General features: G+C 67.7%; 15 protein-coding genes. 12 read left to right on the top strand and 3 right to left on the bottom strand.

Annotation, left to right across the window (positions count from 1 at the left end; genetic code table 11):
• Positions 1 to 31 precede the first annotated feature (31 nt).
• Positions 32 to 892 (bottom strand): SDR family oxidoreductase, encoded by an 861-nt coding sequence (locus ACSYDW_RS10460; RefSeq protein ID WP_438338678.1) that lies wholly within the window; start codon positions 890 to 892, stop codon positions 32 to 34.
• A gap of 194 nt (positions 893 to 1,086) precedes the next feature.
• Here ACSYDW_RS10460 and ACSYDW_RS10455 point away from each other — a divergent pair, with 194 nt between their 5' ends.
• The 3 genes from ACSYDW_RS10455 (at position 1,087) to ACSYDW_RS10445 (ending at position 4,779) form a co-directional block, all read left to right on the top strand.
• Complete coding sequence (locus tag ACSYDW_RS10455; protein WP_438338677.1) at positions 1,087 to 2,700, top strand: acyl-CoA carboxylase subunit beta; 1,614 nt, start codon at positions 1,087 to 1,089, stop codon at positions 2,698 to 2,700.
• Positions 2,697 to 2,930: an acyl-CoA carboxylase epsilon subunit gene (locus tag ACSYDW_RS10450; protein ID WP_438338676.1), complete on the top strand. Its 234-nt coding sequence runs from the start codon at positions 2,697 to 2,699 to the stop codon at positions 2,928 to 2,930. Before ACSYDW_RS10455 ends, ACSYDW_RS10450 begins: the two co-directional genes overlap by 4 nt.
• Before the next feature lie 181 nt (positions 2,931 to 3,111).
• Positions 3,112 to 4,779, top strand: coding sequence for a DUF885 domain-containing protein (locus ACSYDW_RS10445; protein ID WP_438338675.1), 1,668 nt, complete (start codon positions 3,112 to 3,114; stop codon positions 4,777 to 4,779).
• A 633-nt stretch (positions 4,780 to 5,412) separates the two neighbouring features.
• Here the strand turns inward: ACSYDW_RS10445 and ACSYDW_RS10440 are convergent.
• Complete coding sequence (locus tag ACSYDW_RS10440; protein ID WP_438338674.1) at positions 5,413 to 7,998, bottom strand: response regulator transcription factor; 2,586 nt, start codon at positions 7,996 to 7,998, stop codon at positions 5,413 to 5,415.
• Positions 7,999 to 8,302: 304 nt separating this feature from the next.
• Here ACSYDW_RS10440 and ACSYDW_RS10435 point away from each other — a divergent pair, with 304 nt between their 5' ends.
• The 9 genes from ACSYDW_RS10435 to ACSYDW_RS10395 all read left to right on the top strand — a co-directional run bounded on the left by ACSYDW_RS10435 (position 8,303) and on the right by ACSYDW_RS10395 (position 18,543).
• A complete protein-coding gene (locus ACSYDW_RS10435; protein ID WP_438338673.1) occupies positions 8,303 to 9,709 on the top strand; it encodes a dicarboxylate/amino acid:cation symporter in 1,407 nt (468 codons plus the stop codon).
• A gap of 209 nt (positions 9,710 to 9,918) precedes the next feature.
• Positions 9,919 to 10,569 (top strand): TetR/AcrR family transcriptional regulator, encoded by a 651-nt coding sequence (locus ACSYDW_RS10430; protein ID WP_438338672.1) that lies wholly within the window; start codon positions 9,919 to 9,921, stop codon positions 10,567 to 10,569.
• Between the two features lie 4 nt (positions 10,570 to 10,573).
• Positions 10,574 to 14,062, top strand: a complete 3,489-nt coding sequence (locus tag ACSYDW_RS10425) for an MMPL family transporter (RefSeq protein ID WP_438338671.1) — start codon at positions 10,574 to 10,576, stop codon at positions 14,060 to 14,062.
• A 17-nt stretch (positions 14,063 to 14,079) separates the two neighbouring features.
• Positions 14,080 to 14,772 carry a Maf family protein gene (locus ACSYDW_RS10420; RefSeq protein ID WP_438338863.1) on the top strand — a complete coding sequence of 231 codons (693 nt, stop codon included), beginning with the start codon at positions 14,080 to 14,082 and terminating at the stop codon, positions 14,770 to 14,772.
• A 193-nt stretch (positions 14,773 to 14,965) separates the two neighbouring features.
• On the top strand, positions 14,966 to 15,175 hold the full coding sequence (locus ACSYDW_RS10415) for a hypothetical protein (protein ID WP_438338670.1): 210 nt from the start codon (positions 14,966 to 14,968) through the stop codon (positions 15,173 to 15,175).
• Positions 15,172 to 15,615 (top strand): hypothetical protein, encoded by a 444-nt coding sequence (locus tag ACSYDW_RS10410; RefSeq protein ID WP_438338669.1) that lies wholly within the window; start codon positions 15,172 to 15,174, stop codon positions 15,613 to 15,615. Before ACSYDW_RS10415 ends, ACSYDW_RS10410 begins: the two co-directional genes overlap by 4 nt.
• Entirely contained in the window at positions 15,612 to 15,920 is a 309-nt protein-coding gene (locus ACSYDW_RS10405; RefSeq protein ID WP_438338668.1) for a winged helix-turn-helix domain-containing protein, read from the top strand. Before ACSYDW_RS10410 ends, ACSYDW_RS10405 begins: the two co-directional genes overlap by 4 nt.
• 169 nt (positions 15,921 to 16,089) lie before the next feature.
• Entirely contained in the window at positions 16,090 to 17,859 is a 1,770-nt protein-coding gene (locus ACSYDW_RS10400; RefSeq protein WP_438338667.1) for an acetyl/propionyl/methylcrotonyl-CoA carboxylase subunit alpha, read from the top strand.
• A gap of 147 nt (positions 17,860 to 18,006) precedes the next feature.
• Entirely contained in the window at positions 18,007 to 18,543 is a 537-nt protein-coding gene (locus ACSYDW_RS10395) for a DinB family protein (protein WP_438338666.1), read from the top strand.
• A 146-nt stretch (positions 18,544 to 18,689) separates the two neighbouring features.
• Here ACSYDW_RS10395 and ACSYDW_RS10390 read toward each other — a convergent pair whose 3' ends face one another.
• Positions 18,690 to 20,078 carry an MFS transporter gene (locus ACSYDW_RS10390; protein ID WP_438338665.1) on the bottom strand — a complete coding sequence of 463 codons (1,389 nt, stop codon included), beginning with the start codon at positions 20,076 to 20,078 and terminating at the stop codon, positions 18,690 to 18,692.
• Positions 20,079 to 20,483 lie beyond the last annotated feature (405 nt).

The raw sequence follows: 20,483 nt of genomic DNA, 5'->3' as shown, positions 1-20,483 counted from the left end.
CCCGGGCACCCCCGGCCTGCCGTCACGGACCTCAGAGGAAGATGTCGGGGACCAGCCGGTCGGCCGGCGCCCCCAGGGAGTAGCCGCCCAGGTCGGTAACGCCGGCCGCGGAGAGCACCTCCTCGTCGGTGAAGAAGTTTCCGCTGCATCCCGACGCCGGGGAGGTGAGGATCGCGTGGGCCGCGTCGGCGACGATGTCCGCGGACCGCGCGGCCTTCACCAGCTGCTCCCCGCCGGGCATGTTGCGGATGGCCGCGGTGTCGATCAGGGTGGCGGGCCACAGCGAGTTCACGCCGATGCCCGCGCCGCGCAGCTCCTCGGCCAGGCCCAGGGTCGTCAGCGACATGCCGTACTTGGCCATGGTGTACGCCAGGTGCGCGCCGGCCCACTTCGGGTCGAGGTTCAGCGGCGGGGAGAGGGTGAGGATGTGCCCGTTGTCGCTGGCGCGCAGGTGCGGCAGCGCGGCCTTGGAGAGCAGGAAGGTGCCGCGCACGTTGATGTCCATCATCAGGTCGTACTTCTTCATCGAGACGTCGTCAGTCTTGGAGAGGTCGATGGCCGAGGCGTTGTTGACCACCGCGTCGATCCCCCCGAAGCGTTCGACGGTCTGCGCCACGGCGCCAAGTACGTCCTCGTCGTTGCGCACGTCGCCCACGATGGCCAGCGCCGAACCCCCGGCCGCCTCGATCTGCGCGGCGGCGGTGTGCACCGTTCCCTCAAGGGAGGCGTGGGCCGTGCCGGTCTTGGCCATGATCGCCACGTTGGCCCCCTCGGCCGCCGCGCGCAGGGCGATGGCCAGGCCGATTCCGCGGCTGCCCCCGCTCATCAGGATGGTCTTGCCGTTCAGTGGTCGCGCATTGGCGGCGATGGTGTCGCGTCGTGGTTCACTCATGTGACACACGTTACGGCACCCCGCGTCCATAAGCTACCCGTCAGTAACTTGTTTTATGGCCAACCCGGCGCCCAACACGGAGCGACTTTGTAGGGTTCCTACACACAAATCGATCCAAACCCTCACTAGACTGGCCGAGGTGGCATAGTTATTGTGCCTTTCCTACTACGCAACTACCCCAAGGGAGCCCCGGGATGACCCAGAGCCGCATCGAAGACCTCACGGAATCGATCGACCTGTCGACCACGGCCGGCAAGATCGCCGAGTTCCGCCGCCGTGAGGCCCTTGCGCAGGCCCCCTCCGGGCAGGACGCCATCGAGAAGCAGCATGCACGCGGCAAGCACACGGCCCGCGAGCGCATCGACATGCTGCTCGACGAGGGCTCGTTCATCGAGTTCGACGCCCTGGCCGTGCACCGCTCCAACGCCTTCGGCATGGAAAAGAAGCGGCCACTGGGTGACGGCGTGGTCTCCGGCTACGGCACCGTCGACGGCCGCCAGGTCGCCGTCTACTCGCAGGACTTCACCGTCTACGGCGGCTCGCTCTCCCAGGTCAACGGCGAGAAGATCGTCAAGGTGCAGGAATTCGCGCTGCGCAACGGCTGCCCCGTCATCGGCATCAACGACGGCGGCGGCGCACGCATCCAGGAGGGCGTGGCCTCGCTTGCCATGTTCGCGGACATCTTCCGCAACAACGTGCACGCCTCGGGCGTCGTCCCGCAGATCTCCCTGATCATGGGCCCCTGCGCCGGCGGCGCCGCGTACTCCCCCGCACTGACCGACTACGTGATCATGGTCGACAAGACCAGCCACATGTTCATCACCGGCCCCGACGTGATCAAGACCGTCACCGGCGAGGAGGTGGACATGGAGACCCTGGGCGGTGCGCGCCAGCACAATGCGACAACCGGCACCGCCACCTACCTGGCCACCGACGAGCAGGACGCCATCGAGTTCTGCAAGGAACTGCTGGAGTTCCTGCCCTCGAACAACATCTCCGAGGCCCCGTCCATGGAGTTCGACGAGGAACACGAGCTCACCGCCGAGGACCTCGAACTCGACACGCTGATCCCGGACTCGGCCAACCAGCCGTACGACATGCGCAAGGTCATCGAGCACATCGTCGACGACGGCATCTTCCTGGAGATGCAGTCGCTGTACGCGCCGAACGTGATGATCGGCTACGCCCGCGTCGAGGGCTCGACGATCGGCATCGTCGCCAACCAGCCGATGCAGTTCGCCGGCACGCTGGACATCGCCGCCTCGGAGAAGGCCGCGCGCTTCGTGCGCCACTGCGACGCCTTCAACATCCCGATCCTCACCCTGGTGGACGTCCCGGGCTTCCTGCCGGGCAAGGACCAGGAGTTCCAGGGCATCATCCGCCGCGGAGCCAAGCTGCTCTACGCGTACGCCGAGGCCACGGTGCCCAAGCTGACCGTGATCACCCGCAAGGCCTACGGCGGAGCCTACATCGTGATGGGCTCCAAGAAGCTCGGCGCGGACATCAACCTGGCCTGGCCGACGGCGCAGATCGGCGTCATGGGCGCCCAGGGCGCCGTGAACATCCTCTACCGCCGCGACCTTGCCGCCGTGGCGGCGGAGGGCGGCGACGTGGAGGCACGCCGCACCGCCATCATCGAAGGCTACGAGGCCGAGCTGCTCAACCCGTACCAGGCCGCCGAGCTCGGCTACGTCGACGCGGTCATCGCACCGAGCGACACCCGCCTGCAGATCGTGCGCGGACTGCGCGCCACCCGCGACAAGCACGCGGCGCTGCCGGCCAAGAAGCACGGGAACATCCCGCTGTGACCGGCCACCAGGACCCGGCGGCCGAACCTGCCGGCACCACGCTGAGCTTCACGCACGGCGCCCCGAACGCGGAGGAAATCGCCGCAGTCACCGCGGTTGTCGCAGCCATGCAGGCAGCATCCTCGACGCCGGAACCCGAGACCCGCACCGGCAACGCGCGCCGCAACCGCATGCAGCGCCGGCGCCTGCTTGCCGCGGCTCCGCAACCCTGGCGTTCGGGCCGACGCTGACCCACTGCCGCTCCCGCAAGGCGCAACATCCTTACGGCGGCGGGCCGAGGTAGAACGCCCCGCGCGCTTCACCTCGGCCCGCCGCCGTTTTCGTGCCCGCCGCCCCTCCGGAGAACCCGAACCGGGGAACCCGCAGGAAATAATCTTCAACAACAACTTCACATGCCCTTAGGCTGTAGGTATGACGAACACCACAGCCACTCGCGCAGCCAGCGCCATCGACGCCGTAGCCACCGACTACTTCAAGAAGCTCCTCGAGCTCTCCCCCGAGTTCGCCACTTCCCTTGGCCTGCCCGGCAGCGAGGCTGCGTACTCCGACTACTCACCCGCGGGAACCGAGGCACAGGTCCAGGCCGCACGTGCGGCCCTCGACGCCCTCGAATCCCTGGAGCCCCAGGACGCCGTCGACGAGATCACCCTCGACGCCATGCGCGAGCGCCTCGGACTGGAGATCGAGATCGCCCAGACCCACCGCACCGAGCTGAACAACATCGCCTCGCCCGCCCAGGACATCCGCGCCATCTTCGATTTGATGCCGCAGGAAACCACCGTCGACTTCGCATTCATCGCCGAACGCATGCACAACCTGCCGGCCGCCGTGGACGGCTACATCGCCTCGCTGCGCGATTCGGCTGCCCGCGGACTGGTTTCGGCCGTGCGCCAGGTCAAGATCGTCACCACCCAGGCCCGAGACTACGCAAAGTCCGGCGGCTTCTTCGACACCCTGGCCGCTGCCGGGACCGCCGCCGCCCCCGATCTCGGCGAGCGCCTGGCTTCCGGCGCGCAGCGGGCCAACGCCGCCTACCTTGCCCTGGCCGACGTGCTGGAAACCGAGCTGCTGCCGCTGGCCCCCGAGAAGGACGCCGTTGGCAGGGAATACTACTCGCTGATGTCCCGGCGCTTCCTGGGTGCCACGGTCGACCTGGAAGAAACCTACGCCTGGGGCGTGCAGGAACTCGCGAACATCATCGCCGAGCAGGAACGCGTGGCCCGACTGGTCTCCCCCGGGGCCTCCATCGCGGAGGCCAAAGCGATCCTCAACGAGGACCCGACCCGCCAGCTCAACGGGACCGACGCCTTGCAGGCCTGGATGCAGGAGAAGTCGGATGCCGCCATCAAGGCACTCGCCGGCACCCACTTCGACATCCCCGCACCGATGGACCAGATCCAGTGCATGATCGCCCCCACCCAGGAGGGCGGCATCTACTACACCGGCCCCTCAGAGGACTTCTCGCGCCCGGGCCGCATGTGGTGGTCCGTTCCGGTTGGTGAGGACAAGTTCACCACGTGGGCCGAGCTGACCACCGTCTATCACGAGGGCGTTCCCGGCCACCACCTGCAGGTCGCCACCGCGGTGCTGGCACGCGAGACACTCAACGACTGGCGCCGCCACGCGTGCTGGGTTTCCGGGCACGGCGAAGGCTGGGCCCTGTACGCCGAACGCCTCATGTTCGATCTCGGTTTCCTCTCGGACCCGGGAGACTACATGGGCATGCTCGATGCCCAGCGCATGCGTGCGGCCCGCGTCGTCTTCGACATCGGCGTGCACCTCGAGCTGGAGATCCCGGAGGCCTGGGGCAACGGCATCTGGGATTCGGAGAGCGGCTTCGCCTTCCTTGAAAAGAACCTGGACATCTCCGCGGGCCAGCTCCAGTTCGAATTCACCCGCTACCTCGGCTGGCCCGGGCAAGCCCCTGCCTACAAGGTCGGCCAGCGCCTGTGGGAGCAGATCCGCGATGAGCGCTCCGCGCGTGCGGGCGCCGACTTCGACTTGAAGGCGTTCCACTCCCAAGCGCTCAACGTCGGCTCCGTCGGGCTGGACACCCTGCGCCGCGCGCTGCTGGGCTAGCGGGCACCGCCCTTCCGCGAACGAGGCCCGCTTTCTCCCTTCGATAGATAAGGGGGAACGCGGGCCTCTCCCGTGCCTGAATGCACCCGGCCCGGTTCGCACCCCACGGCCGCGCCCCGGCCTTCCCGAACGATTGCCGAGCATCGCACATGAATGCCCAATGACATGGCAAAAGAGCGCCTTCGCCACACGCCGCGCATGGCCATCCGCGATGCCGGCGGCCACCGGGCCACCGGCTCATCCCGGGCCGGCGGCACCGGGTGACGGGCCGCAAAAAGCGTTCCGTGGCGGGGATTTCGGGGTCCGCGCAACGGAAATTCGGAATGAGTCGGCATGAGGGTGAACGACAGGGTGAATAGTCCGTCAAACGCTTCTAGTGCCGTGGATCTCTTGAGATAGTTATATCTATCACTGCGAAATAACCTGAAGTGACCACGGCCCGGGTCTCCGGGAAACTCCACTTCAGGCAATAAAGCGAAAGCCGTTTGGGGAAACGATCGCAGTGGTGCGCTAGTGCAAGCTTGGGGGCTGCACCGGCAGTTGGGGAAAGATTCCGGGTTAGATCATGGTGGAATCGACTCCTCGCATTCGAGGCACCATGGCAGTGCCCGGTCCGGGCACGACTACGTGAGGCTATCCCTCGTCGTAGTGTTCCTGGAGCACCAAGAGTCCCTGGACCCGCGCAACTTCGATGGCGGCGGCGCGCTCGGATACGCCCAGCTTGCGGTACACGCTCCGGAGCTGGCTCTTGACGGTGTTGACCGAGACGAACTGCCTCTCGGCGATTTCGGCGACGCTCCCTGTGGTGGCAAGCTCGGCAAGGACCGCAAGCTCGCGCTCGCTCAGCACCACACGGCCGAGCCCGCCCGGGATGTTCGAGACAACATTTTCATCGACCACAAGTTGCACACCCATGCTTCGCGCCTGGCCGAGTACCCGTTCGAGATCCGGTGCCGGCAACAGGTTCAAGGCAAGGCCCAACCCGCATTCCTCGCTCAGCGCCGCGACAAGGCGCATGGCGCCGCCGATGGCCTGTTGGTTTTTTTGTTGCAACGTCGCGGCAAGCACCAGGACCGCTTGCTCAAAGCGCGGCCTCGGCGAGACCGGGGTACCGATGATTGCACACAACCTCAGCACTTCGGCCGCATCCCCTTCGGCCAAGCGGATGCGCGCCTGAAGCAGACGCTTTGCCACGGGGTTCGTGGACTTGGCGGTCATCCGATGTGCCGCGCCCGCATCGCCGGCGGCCAGGTTCAAGAGGCTCGAGGCCTCGGCAAGCATTTGCCGTCCGAACTTCTGGGCGATGGGTTGCTCGCGTTCCCTCATGAGGTAGTTCTGCATCCGGACGAAGGATGCCGTGCTCTCGCCGTTGACTATCGCGAGGACGGATTCAGCCAACCGGATCGCCGGCCAGAACTCGTTCCCGCCCAAGTCGATGCCGAGCAGTTCCATCCATTCCGCGGCCTGGTCGAAGCGCTGCTCCTCGAGGGCGCAAATGAACGACGCAAGCCTGAAAGGGGAGGCAAAATACGCATTGGCAGCAGGGTTTGACCAATGTTCGGGGCGGGAATCCAGCAGTTCCGCCTGGGCCAGTCGGATGTCCCCCCTGAGCGCATACAGGTAGGCACGGACCGTTCCGGCGTACTTGTCGCTTTCGCTCCGGTCGTGCCGGCGGTCCACCGCCACAGCGAGCTCAACGACCTCCAGGGCCTCGTGGTGCAGCAGGACACTATGGAATGCCAGGGCGAACTGCACCAGGATCGCTCCCTCGAAGGGCCCAATTTCGTCTCGATCAGCGGGGCCCATCTCCCGGTAAAGTGCGATTCCGGCCCTCGCCGCGCGTGCCGCCCGGTCGCCGAATCCACTCAGCCGCATGGCGACGGACTCGATCATCAGCATGACCAGCTTGTCCGCGGCCGGCCCCTTCCTGGCCACCGTGCGTGCGCCCGTGGCGGCCAGGGCCAACAGCTCAAGGGTCTTGAACTTGAATTTGCCCGTGGCGCTGTAGGCGATGGCAAGGCACGCCGAGAGCATCGGGTATTTGGCGAGCACCGTCATGGGAAGTTTGTCCAGCAGCAGGCATCCGCGCCGGCCCAGCTCCCCATCGACGTACTCGTCGGCACGAGTGCGCAGGATTTCCGATGCCAGCGCGTAATTGGCCGCTTCGAGCGAGTGGCGCAAGGCCCGGTACGACGACCCGTTGGCAATTTCAAAGCGCGCGCAACGCTCATTCAGGTCACGGAGCCGCTCGGGATCCGGAGCAAGGTAGGTGTCCTGGAGGACCCTGCGGAAGACGGGATTGATTCGAAGTTCCCGCTCCGGATTTCTGGAAGTCCGGTAGGCCAGTCCCCTCGATTCCAGGTCGCTGATCCACGCGGTCTGCGCCTCGGGATACAGCTCGGATGCGATGGATTCGTCCACGAGCGAGGGAACTGACATCGCAGCAAAGAATTCCAGCCGTTCCGGTTCCAGGTCCTCGCTTTGGATCAAAAGCAACACATCTCGGCGGATCGCGGCCAAAACAGTGTCCACGACGGCGCGGGTCTCCGGATCAAACTTTCCATGGTCGGGACGCAGCGGCGAACCATGGTTGCTGTGCCGGTCAGGCGGGAATGTGCCGCCAAAGGACCTGGGTGCGTCGAGGCTGTCCGCCCGAAGCTTCGCCAACCGAAGCAGCGCTACGGACCCGCAAGTCTCCTCAGCAAGCTCCGCCGCGAACTCCGCCAACCGCGTCCCTTCGAGATACAAAGCGGTTTCCTCGATGGTGAAGGCGAATTCGTGCGGAGGAAGCACGGAGACGTCGAAATCTGCCAGGGTCCTGCGGCGTTCGACCACCAGGAACTCGTGGGTGATGATAAGCACGCGACGACCCGGATGCCGTTCGGCATTCACTTCCAGCCAGGCCATGAGCCCCGCCTCGTGGCGCGTGGAAAACGCGTCAAGCACCAGCAGGTGGGACTCGGGTGTGGCGGCTTGGTCGAACATCCGGCGGACGCGTGCGAGGCGCAGATGATCCAGGTCCTCGGCGTCAGGCGGCATCGACGCGACACCGCCCGCTCCCTGCCCCGAGGATTCGAGGGACAATTCCTTGTCGAGCTTGGGAAGGTTGATCCAGCTCCAGGTTGTCGCCTGCGGATCACGGCGCTCCAGCCAGTCCCGAACCGCCGTGCTTTTGCCCGAACCGCGTGGCCCCCTGGCAATCGCGATGGGCGACCTCACGGTTTTTTCCAGCAGGGCATCAAGTCGGCTGCGGGTGACACTGCTCTGCGCGCGGCCCCAAACCATGTGCGTCCCACCCCGATCCTTGCGAATGCCCAACGAACCAGGCTCCCCCAAACCACTTGATCACAAGGCACGACAAGTAGCGTTCCAACCTCGTGGCCGGAAATTAAAGCTTAACACCGCGACATGATGTTGTGTAAAGAATCACAAAACCAACGCAATGTTCGGGAACAAATCCGCGTTTCGTAATACTTCTCAATACTGGCTTTCTTTGGTAAATTGCACGACCTACCTTCGAGGGGTGCCTACATCAACTTCCGCGCCAAAGCGCCGTCTGCCCTCTTGGGCCACCGCGTTTGGCCCACAAATCATCATTGCCCTGGTCTTGGGTCTCGGCCTCGGCTTGCTCGCAAAGTACACCGGCCACACCGAGGAAACCCCCACCGGACTGGGCGCCACGCTGGCCGTCATCGGCTCCAGCTACGTCTCCCTGCTGAAGTCCGCAGTCATTCCGCTCGTCTTCTTTGCGGTGGTGGCGTCCATCGCAAACCTCGCCAAGGTCACCAACGCGGCGCGCCTGGCCTGGCAGACCATCCTGTGGTTCGGGATCACCTCGCTGGTTTCCGTGGTCATCGGCATCGTGCTGGGCGTCGTCCTCCGCCCGGGTGCCGGCACCGGCCAGCCCGCGCCGGCGGAATACACCGGGCGCACCGGTGACTGGTGGTCCTTCCTCATCGGGCTCATCCCGTCGAACTACCTGGGACTGGGTGCCACCTCGAAGATCTCCGAGGCCGGGGCCGTGACCACCGCACTGAACTTCAACGTGCTGCAGGTCCTCGTCATCGCCGTCACCGTGGGTATCGCCGCGCTGAAGGTCGGCGACGCCGCCCGGCCGTTCCTCGACTTCTCCACCGCAACCCTTGCCGTCATCCAGAAAATCCTCTGGTGGATCATCCGCCTGGCACCGCTGGGCACCGTCGGCCTGATCGGCAACGCCGTCGCCACCTACGGCTGGGACACCATCGGCGCCCTGGGCAAGTTCTCCGTGGCCATCTACATCGGCCTGGCCCTGGTGCTCTTCGCCTTCTACCCGGTGCTTGTCCGCGCACACGGCCTGAGCGTCAAGCAGTACTTCTCCGGCGTCTGGCCGGCCGTACAGCTGGCCTTCGTCTCGCGTTCCTCGATCGGTACCCTGCCGCTGACCCAGCGCGTGACCGAGCGCAACCTCGGCGTGCCCTCCGGCTACGCGTCCTTCGCCGTGCCGCTGGGCGCCACCACCAAGATGGACGGCTGCGCCGCGATCTACCCGGCGATCTCCGCCATCTTCGTCGCCCAGTTCTTCGGCATCGACCTGGGCCTGACCGACTACCTGCTGATCGCCCTGGTCTCGGTGCTCGGCTCGGCCGCAACCGCCGGCACCACCGGCGCCGTGGTCATGCTGACCCTGACGCTCTCCACCGTGGGCCTGCCGCTGGCCGGCGTCGGACTGCTCCTGGCCGTCGACCCGATCCTCGACATGGGCCGCACCGCCGTCAACGTCGCCGGCCAGGCACTGGTTCCGACCATCGTCGCCAAGCGCGAGGGAATCCTGGACGAGGAGCTGTACAACGCACCGCGCCACGGCGATCCGTTCAGCGACGATTTCGCCACGGCCTCGAAGTCCGAGCCGGCACAGGAAGCCTCCACCGAAAAGGTGCAGGTGGGCTGACACCCCCGCGGATGTAGTTGCCGCACGGAAGACCGCATCGTGTCCCTCGTTTCCCCTCCCGGGAACGCGGGACACGGTGCGGTCTTCCTGCTTTAAGGGAGCCCTCCCGGCCACCGGCAGGGGCCGGCGTGCATAAACCCGGAACGGTTCCCGATCGGGAAGCAACCTTCAAATTGCACGGCATGCAAGTTTGCACGTAGTGTAGAAATGTGAGTTCCCCCGACACCACTGCGCCCTCGAGGCGTGAACTGAACAAGACCGCCACCCGCGACGCGATAGTCCATGCGGCATTCGAGCTGTTGAACACCGGCGGCTTCGCCTCGCTGACCGCCGAATCCGTCGCCGAAGCGGCAGGGGTCTCCCGCCGCACCTTCTTCAACTACTTCACCTCGCTCGAGGCGGCGCTCAACGAGCCGACCCGGCAACTGCTTGACCGCGCCGTCGCCGCCCTCGACGGACTGGACCCGGACGTGGAACTCCTCGACGCCGCAGTGGTATCCATCGAACACCTCGTCGAACCGGCCTACCTGGAGCCCGTGGCGATGCTCTACCTGCACGCCGCCGCACACCCGCAGGTGGGGCGCATGCACCTCGAGGCGTGGAACACCTGCGCCGAACAGCTCACCGGAATCATCACCGCCCGGGCCCCGCAGGGCACCGAGCTGGCCGCGACGGTCCTGGCGCACTCGATCGTCGGGGCGGGCCAGGCGGCCTTCGCCCAGTGGTCGCGGCACCTCGACGGGCCCGTGGACGCGCACAGCACGCAATTGCTGCGCACGTTCCTTGCCGACGCCATCGCCCAGTTGCGCGACGGCTTCCCTTCCCTCCGGCAACGCGCCATCCAACCCCGAAAGGCCTAAGGACATGGCTTCCTTCCTCTACCGACTCGGCGCACTGGCCTACCGCCGGCGCTGGGCCGTGCTCGGCATCTGGGCCGTGGTCCTGTTGCTCATCGGCGTCAGTGCCGGCGCCTTCATGGGTAAGCTCTCCAACACCTTCTCCATCCCGGGGACCGAAACCCAGCGCACGCTGGACCGGCTCAAGGTCGAGATGCCGGAGCTCGCCGGCGGCACCGGGTCGATCGTCTTCCGCACCACCGACGGCACGGCCCTGACCCAGGCACAGCACCGCGCCATCGCCGGATCCCTCGACGACCTGGCCGGGCAGTCCGAGGTCACCGAGGTCAGGCAGCCCTTCGAGCTCCAGCAGCAGCTCGATGACGCCCAGCCACAGCTCGAGGAAGGCCGCGCCAAGCTCGAGGACGCCGCCAAGCAGCTGGCCGTCGGGAAGCAGCAGCTCGCCGACGGCAAGGTGGCCCTGGAAAAGGGCCAGGAGGAGCTGGACTCCGGCAAGGTCAAGCTCGGTGAGGCCAAGGCGCAGGTCGCCGACGGCCGCCGGCAGCTTGCCGCAGGGCAGGCCAAGCTGGATGCCGCGCGGACCGAACTCAATGCCGGCGCGGCACAGCTTGCCGACGGGCAGGCCAAGCTGGCCGCCGGGCAAAAGCAGTGGGACGAGGGCAACCGCCAGTACCGCGCCGGCGCCGCAAAGGTCGCCGACGGCCGCAAGGAAATCGCCAAGGCGCAGGCAAAGATCGACGCCGGGGAAAAGGACATCGCCGCCGGCCGGGCCAAGTACGACGCGGGAATGCAGCACATTCTGCAGGAGCAGTCCCGCACCGAATTCGAGGCGGGGTTGGCCCAGGGCAAGGCGCAGGCCGAGGCCGGACTGGCCAGCGCCCAGGCAGGGCTCGCCCAGCTCGCCACGCTCATCGAACAGGCCAAGGCCGGCATCACCCAGGCGCAGCAGGTGCTCGACGACGACGCCGCCACGGAGGAGGCCAAGGCGGCGGCCCGGCAGCAGCAGGACGTGCTCACCGGACAGTTGACCGCCCTCGAGGCCGAGCAGAAGAAGGCCGAAATCGGCGTCACCGAGGCCAACGGCGCGCTGGACGGCATTGCTGCAGCCACCGCCGGGCTCCAGCAGCTCGACGCCGCAAAGAAGCAGCTGGATGCAGGCAGCAAGGAACTTGCCGCGGGCCAGAAGATCCTCGACGCCAAGAAGAAGGAGCTGGAGGCCGGCGCCGCGAAGCTGCCGGCCGCCAAGAAGAAGCTCGACGCCGGGGCCAAGGAACTTGCCTCAAGCCGGGCCACGCTGGATGCCGCCGCGGCCAAGGTCGCCGACGGCCGGGCCCAGCTGCGCGCTGGACAGGCGGAGATCGACGCCAACGCCGCAAAGCTCGCCGCCGGGCAGCGGGCCATCGACGAGAACCAAGCGAAGCTCGTCGAGGGCCAGAAGACCCTCGACGAGAAGGCAGCGCAGATCCCCGAGGCCGAGGCCAAGCTGGAGCAGGGCGCCAAGGACCTCGCCACCGGCGAGGCCGAGCTCGCCTTCGCCGCGCGCCAGGCCGGCGCCTCCGAGGGCATGCGTTTCATCTCCCTGGACGGGTCGACGGCCGTCGCCCACGTGACTTTCAAGGGCCAGACCGATTCGCTGACCACCGACCAGCGCGAGGACATCAAGTCCATCGCGGCCGGGCCGGAGGCCGCCGGCGTCGAGGTGCTCTTCTCCAAGGAGATCCTGCAGGACCTTTCCTCGCTCTTCGGCGCCGCGGAGGTCGTCGGCCTGGCCGTGGCGGCCACGGTGCTGTTGATCATGCTCGGAACCCTGGTTGCCGCCGGGCTGCCGCTGCTGATGGCCGTGCTCGGCGTCGGGGCGGGCGTCGGCGGGACGCTGGCGCTGTCCTCGGTGATCGAGATGGCCTCCATCACCCCCGCCCTGGCCCTGATGCTGGGGCTCGCGGTGGGCATCGACTACTCGCTGTTCATCGTGCACCGGCACCGCCGGCAGCTGCTGGAGGGCATCCCGGTGGGCGAGTCGATCGCCCGGGCCACCGGCACCAGCGGCAACGCCGTGGTGTTCGCGGGCCTCACCGTGGTCATCGCGCTCTCCGCGCTTGCCGTCCCGGGCCTGCCGTTCCTGGCCATCCTGGGCTTCTCCGCCGCGTTCACCGTGGCGATGGCCGTGCTGATCGCCATCACCCTGACCCCGGCGCTGCTGGGCTTCATCGGCACCAGGCTTGTCTCCAAGCGCGCCTGGGCGCGCCACGAGGCTGCGGGCGCCGCCCAGGCGGCGCCGGCGAACGACGCGGGCAACCGCGGCTGGGGTGCCGTCGTCACCCGCCGCCCCTGGATCGCCACGATTGCGTCCATCGCGGTCCTCGCGATCGTCGCCCTGCCCGCGCTGCAGCTGCGCACGGCACTGCCCGACGGCAGCGCCGAACCCGTCGACTCTGCCGCATACAAGGCGTACGAGCAGATGAGCGACAAGTTCGGCGCAGGCTACAACGGCCCGCTGCTGGTGCTCGCGGACCTGCCGGCCGGGCTCGACGAGCGCGGGGCGGAAACCGCGAACCTGGACATCGCCGACGAGCTGCGCCAGGTCCCCGGCGTTGTCGCGGCGATCCCCGTGCAGACCAACGAGGAGCTGACGCTCGGGGCCATCCAGGTCATCCCGGTCGCCGGCCCCTCCAGCGCCGAGACCGAGGCGCTGGTGCACACGCTGCGCGATTCCGCCGGCGCCATCAAGGACGCGACGGGCGCGCAGATCGCCGTGACGGGGCAGGTTGCCGCGCAGGTGGACGTCTCCGAGAAGCTGGCCGAGGCGCTGCCGCTGTACATCGGCATCGTCGTGGGCCTCTCGCTGATCCTGCTGCTGCTGGTCTTCCGCTCCGTCGTGGTGCCGCTGCTGGCCACCGCCGGCTTCCTGCTCTCGTTGGTTGCCGCGTTCGGCGCGACCGTCGCCGTCTACCAGTTCGGTTGGCTGGGCGAGGTGTTCGACGTGAACGTGCCCGGCCCGATCATGAGCTTCCTGCCGATCCTGCTCACCGGCATCCTCTTCGGGCTGGCCATGGACTACCAGGTGTTCCTGGTGGCCGGCATGCGCGAGTCGTTCGCGCACGGGCAGCCGGCCCGCGCCGCTGTCCGCTCGGGCTTCGCCCACTCGGCCCCCGTGGTCACCGCCGCCGCACTGATCATGACCTCGGTGTTTGCCGGGTTCGTGTTCTCGCACCTGAGCATGATCCGGGCGATCGGCTTCTCGCTGGCCATCGGCGTGCTCTTCGACGCATTCATCGTCCGCATGACGCTGACCCCCGCGCTCATGCACCTGCTGGGCCACCGCGCCTGGTACATCCCGCGCTGGCTGGACCGCATCCTGCCCGACGTCGACGTGGAGGGCTCGAAGATCGCCGCGCTCGCGGAGGCCGACGCCGCCGGAGGGCAGGCCGGGGACGAAGGCTACGGCCACCCGCAGGATCCCCAGGGACCCGCGGCCCGGGATACGGTGGATGCATGAGCGAGATGACAAGCAACATGGCCAACCCGTCCGACGCGCCGCACGGGGAAGGCGCCGGCCCGGAAGAACTCCCCCTGCTGGTGCTGGCCTCGGCCTCCCCCGGGCGCGCGAAGATCCTGAAGGACGCGGGCATCGACTTCGACGTGCAGGTTTCCACTGTCGACGAGGACGCCGCGCTTGCGGCGGCCACGGAGCGGTTCGGTGCGCTGGGCCCGGCCGACACGGCCCTGCTGCTGGCCAAGGCCAAGGCCGAGGACGTGGCGGGCCTGGAGGACACCGACGGCGCCGTGGTGCTGGGCTGCGATTCGGTCTTCGAGTTCGAGGGCGTTGCCTACGGCAAGCCGTACACCGCGCAGGTCGCCACCGAACGCTGGGAGGCCATGAGCGGGAAGTCGGGCATCCTGCACACCGGCCACTGGCTTGTCGACAACCGCTCCGAGGACGACGGGGACGGCGGGTCGGGTGCCACCATCGGCGCCGTCTCCTCGACGGTTGTCAACTTCGAGAAGGTCTCCGCGGAGGAGATCGCCGCCTACGTCGCCACCGGCGAGCCGCTGCCGTGCGCCGGCGCGTTCACCATCGACGGCCGCGGGGCCGCGTTCATCCGCGGCATCGAGGGCAACCCGCACACCGTCATCGGCCTGAACGTCTCCACGCTGCGCGAGCTGCTGCACGAGGCCGGGCTGTCCATCACCGATGTCTGGGCCTGACCGGCCCCGGGAGACTGCCAAAACAGGCCTGGTTCAAGGCGGCGTGTGCCACGATTTTCGTCGTGGTGCACGCCGCCTTCGCGTTGGACCGCCACGCATCGGGTCCGGGCATCCTGGAGCGATATCCGGAAAGTACTTGCTATTTTGGAAAGTACTTTCTAGGCTGAGTCCATCAACGACCCAGGAGGCAGCAGTGAACGAGAAAAGCAGGAATTCCCGGACCGGGACACGCTACGCATGGATCGGCTTCGCCATGGGCATCGCCTGCATGGCGGGGCTGTTCATCTTCGGGCTTGCCATCCGGCAGCCCGGGATGGTGGCCATCAGTTCCTCGCTCGCGGCCGTCCTGGGCGCCACCTGGAGCGCGACCCATGTTGCAGCCACGAAGCGGGCAGCGCAATGAATCCGGACCCCACGGCCCCCTCGGCGCAGGCGGCCCGCGAGATGCTGGAGCAAGCAGGGCGGCTCGGCGCTGCCTCCCGCGCAGGTGCCAGCTGGCCGCACATCGCCATGCTGCTCGGCCTCGGGGCGATCAGCTCGCTGAGCCTGCTGTCCTTCTGGATGGTCGGGCAGTTCGACGAATCCCTCATCACCCTCCCCCTGCTCGCCATGCTGCTGTGGCTCGGAATTTTCATGGGATTCATGCTCGCAAACGGGCGCACCACCAAGTTCGGTTTCACCCGCCGCTGGATGGCCTTCATGGGGATCTGGGCCGGCTTGTGGACCCTGGGGACCGTCGTAGGACTGGTCTTCTTCCCGGGTTCGCTGTGGTTCTTCGTTGCGGTTTCAGCGGCCATCACCGCGAATTCGGTCATCGGCGCCTGGCGCGAGGTGCGGGCATGAGCCAGCCGGAACATGCCCGCCACCAGCTCTGCAACGAGCTCGCCCACCCCGTCCGGTTCTCGCTGGTGGCCGCCATCGCGCGAACCGAGGAAAGCGAGTTCGCCGCGGTGCGCGAGCACCTGCAGGTATCAGACTCCGTGCTCAGCCGCCAAGCCTCCGCGCTGGAGTCTGCGGGAATCGTCCGGATCCGCAAGGGCTTTGTCGGGAAGCGTCCACGCACCTGGCTTTCCCTCACGGCAGAGGGCCGCGAGAAGTGGGCGCGGCACCTGGCCGCACTCAACGCCATCGCGGGCGGCAACCCGTAGCCGGGCGCACCGATCGGGCCGGACCTGCAACGACGCACGCAACTGACACAACTTGTAGGGTTCCTACAACAAAATCGCGACTTCCGTCCGACACAAGGTGGTTTGTGGGTGTATTTCCCACAACGGCAGGTAGGCTCCACAAGAGCACATTTAAGGAGAAAACCCTGCCATGAGTCAGTTGACCAAGGTCCTCATCGCCAACCGCGGAGAAATCGCAGTACGCATCATTCGTGCAGCCCGTGACGAGGGCATCGGTTCGGTTGCCGTCTACGCCGAACCCGACCGCGACGCACTGCACTCGCGCCTGGCCGATGAAGCCTACTCGCTGGGCGGCTCCACCGCGGCAGAGTCCTACCTGGACATCGAGAAGATCATCGCCGTGGCCCGGCGCTCCGGCGCAGACGCCGTCCACCCCGGCTACGGCTTCCTGGCCGAGAACGCCATGTTCGCCCAGGCCGTCATCGACGCCGGGTTGACCTGGATCGGCCCCTCCCCCGCCGCCATCGACCAGCTGGGCGACAAGGTGCAGGCGCGCCACCTGGCGGAAAAGGTCGGCGCCCCGCTTGTTCCCGGCACCAAGGACCCCGTCGAGTCCACCGAGGAAGTGCTGGCCTTCGCCGACGCGCACGGCCTGCCGCTGGCCATCAAGGCCGCCTACGGCGGCGGCGGACGCGGCATCAAGGTGGTCCGCAGCCGCGAGGAAATCCCCGAACTCTACGAATCCGCAGTGCGCGAGGCCATCGCCGCCTTCGGCCGCGGCGAGTGCTTCGTCGAACGCTTCCTGGATGCCCCGCGCCACGTGGAGACCCAGTGCCTTGCCGACGCGCACGGCAACGTCGTGGTGGTTTCCACCCGCGACTGTTCGCTGCAGCGCCGCAACCAGAAGCTCGTCGAGGAGGCCCCCGCCCCGTTCCTGAGCGACGCGCAGAACGCACGCCTCTACGAGGCTTCCAAGGCGATCATGCTCGAGGCAGGCTACGTCGGCGCCGGCACCTGCGAGTTCCTCGTGGGCCAGGACGGCGTGATCTCCTTCCTCGAGGTCAACACCCGCCTGCAGGTCGAGCACACCGTCTCCGAGGAGGTCACCGGGATCGACTTGGTCCGCGAGCAGTTCCGGTTGGCCCGCGGCGAGGAGCTCGGCTACGGCGACCCGGAAATCCGCGGCCACTCCTTCGAGTTCCGCATCAACGGCGAGGACGCCGGACGCGGCTTCATGCCGGCACCGGGCACCATCACCGCCATGAAGCTGCCGACCGGCCCCGGTGTCCGCCTTGACTCCGGCGTCGAGGAGGGGGAAACCGTCTCCGGCAACTTCGACTCGATGATCGCCAAGCTCGTGATCACCGGTTCCACCCGTACCCAGGCCGCCCAGCGCGCCCGCCGTGCCCTGGAGGAATTCCAGATCGAGGGCATGCCGACCGTGCTGCCGTTCCACCGCGCGGTCATGGCGGACCCGGCATTCACCCCGGAGGAGGGCCCGTTCACGGTCCACACCCGCTGGATCGAAACCGAGTTCTCCAACGACATCCCTGCCTGGGACCCCTCCACGGCAGGCACCGCTGCCGAGGATTCGGCACGCAACGCCATCACCGTCGAGGTCGGCGGCAAGCGCCTCGAAGTGGTCCTTCCGGCATCGCTGGGTTCGTTCTCCGCGGCCGGCAACGGCTCGAAGTCCAAGAAGAAGAAGCGCGAGGCCCGCGGCGGCGCCACCACCGCCACCTCCGGCGCCGACCTCGTCTCCCCCATGCAGGGCACCATCGTGAAGGTTGCCGTCGCCAACGGCGACACCGTGTCCGAAGGAGACCTGATTGTGGTCCTCGAGGCCATGAAGATGGAACAGCCGCTGACCGCGCACTGCTCCGGCGTCGTCTCCGGGCTCGAAGCAGTGGCCGGCGACACCGTCTCGGCCGGGACCGTGCTGGCCTCGATCGGCGAGTAGCACGCCCTTCCGTGCCCCCGGGCACGGAGCGCAAAGGGATGGACGGGTTTCCCCCACAGGGAGCCCGCCCGTCCCTTTGCGCGTTAACCAGCATCCCGCCGCGGGACCGTTGCACGGGCAGGCCGTCGTGTGCCTAAGCTATGGCCCATGAGCACACCCATGTTTGCCTCCGCCGAACAGGATCCCCGCACGGATCCCCCGGCATGCGGCAGCGAACGCGAGACGCTCCTGGGGTTCCTGGCCTACCAGCGGCAAACACTCGAGGCCAAGTGCGCGGGGCTTGGCCACACGGCGCTGGCCGCGCGCTCCGTGCCGCCCTCGACGCTCTCGCTACTGGGGCTGGTGCGGCACCTGACGGACGTCGAGCGCTTCTGGGTCAGGACCAACCTGCTGGGCCAGCCGGATGCACCGCTGTACTGGCGCGAGGACGGCCGCGACACGGACTTCGATCACCCGGAGGCGACCGAGGCCCTGGTGCACCGTTCGTGGGAGGCCTGGCGCACGGAGACCGCGTTCAGCGACGCCGCGCTGGTCCAGGAACCGCTGGAGCTGCGTGTGGACGTCGGGCGCCACGGGGAGGTCTCGGTGCGCTGGATCATCACCCACCTCATCGAGGAGTACTCCCGGCACAACGGCCATGCGGACCTGCTGCGCGAGTGCATCGACGGGGTCGTCGGCGAGTAGCGGCCGGCCCCCGGCTCCGGCCCTCCCGCGCCCGGCGCAGGGTCCCGCCTTAAGCACCGCGGCGCCCGCTCCCCCTGTGGGGTGCGGGCGCCGCGGTGCCCAACCGGCCACGTCGGCCGGCCCAGGTCCCAAAGGACCGGGAAGGGCTAGGAGACGTTGTTCTCGAAGTCGACGTTCGTGGTGTCCTTGGTCAGGAACAGTGCGACAAGCGTCAGCACCGCGCCCAGGGCCAGGTACGCGCCAACCCACACGGTGTTTCCGCCGCCGAACTGCCACAGGGCGATGGCCACGAACGAGGCGGGGGCCGCGCCGATCACCGAGGACATGTTGTAGGCGACGGCCGAGCCGGTGTAGCGCACGTTCGACGGGAAGAGCTCGGGCAGGTAGGCGGCCATCGGGCCGAAGGTCAGGCCCATCAGCGTGAAGCCGATGACCAGGCCGGCCATGGCCGCGCCCTTGCCCGGGCCGAACATCAGGGTCCAGGCCAGGCCGAAGACCAGGATGCCGGCGGTCACCCAGATCAGGAACTTGCGGCGGCCGAACTTCTCGGCCAGCGGGCCGGAGACCACGGTGAAGATGCCGAAGAAGACGACGCCGATGATGAGCATGGTGAGGAACTCGGGACGCGCAATGCCCAGGCCCGGCACGAAGCTGGCGGCGTCGAACGATTTGCCCTTGGCCTCGGCCGCGGCACGCGCGGCCTCGACGGTGGCCGGGGCCGTGCCGTAGGCCAGCGTGAACGAGGTCATCAGGTAGAAGAGCACGTACGTGGCGAGCATGATGAACGTGCCGGCAACCACCGGGCGCCAGTGGTGCTGCATTGTCACCTTGAACGGGGACTTTGCGACCTTCTTCTGGTCGAGCACCTTCTGGAAGGAGACGGACTCGACGAGCTTCAGCCGGACCCACAGGCCCACGGCCACCATGACGGCCGAGAGCAGGAACGGCACGCGCCAGCCCCAGGCCATGAACTGCTCCTCGGTCAGCGTGGTCTGCAGGACCACGAAGATCAGGTTCGCGACGATGAAGCCGATCGGGGCACCCAGCTGCGGGAAGGTGCCGTAGATGGCGCGCTTGTTGGCCGGGGCGTTCTCGGTGGCCAGCAGCGCCGCGCCCGACCATTCGCCGCCCAGCGCCAGGCCCTGCGCGAAACGCAGCAGCACCAGCATCAGCGGGGCAAGCACCACGAAGTGGCCCTGCGCCGCCGGCAGGAAGCCGATCAGGAAGGTGGAGATGCCCATGAGCAGCAGCGAGGCGACAAGGGTGCCCTTGCGGCCAATTCTGTCGCCGAAGTGCCCGAAGAGGATCGAGCCGACCGGGCGGGCCACGAAGGCGACACCGAAGATCGCGAACGACGAAAGGATGGCGTTCACGTTCGACGCGTTCGGGAAGAAGAGCGCGGGGAAGACCAGCACCGACGCCGTGGCGTAGGCGTAGAAATCGAAGAACTCGATGGTGGTGCCGATGAGGCTGGCGAACAGCACGCGTCCTCGCGTGTTCTCCTTCGGTGCGGTGACCGCTGACTTGGTAGACATGGCTCAAGATTCTCTTGGTGGAATAAAGCAGACAACAACTCTATGCCGATTGTTCACCAGATGGACGATGGTGTCCAGCATTTGGACATTCGGTGGTGGGAGGCGTTTTCGGCGGTAGTAGCCACGGCCCGCGGAACGGTCCGCGGGAACCCGGTGCCGCAGGGGGAACGTTTCCCCACGAACGGACAACGCCGCACAAAGCGAAGGCGGGCCGGGGGCCAAAAACGGGGGGTTGGGGGCGGCCCCCCCGGGGGGGGGGGGGGGGGGGGGGGGGGCGGGCGGGGGGGGGGGGGGCGGGGGGGGGGGGGGGCGGGGGGGGGCGGGGGGGGGGGGGGCGGCGGGGGGCGGGCGGGGGGGGGGGGGGGGGCCCCCGCCCCCGGGGGGGGGGGGGGGGGGGGGGCGCCG

The sequence above is a fragment of the Paeniglutamicibacter selenitireducens genome (assembly GCF_051550675.1).
Taxonomy (GTDB): Bacteria; Actinomycetota; Actinomycetes; order Actinomycetales; family Micrococcaceae; genus Paeniglutamicibacter.
The sequence above is the reverse complement of the archived record's forward strand: the minus strand, read 5'-3'. Positions and strand labels throughout refer to the sequence as shown.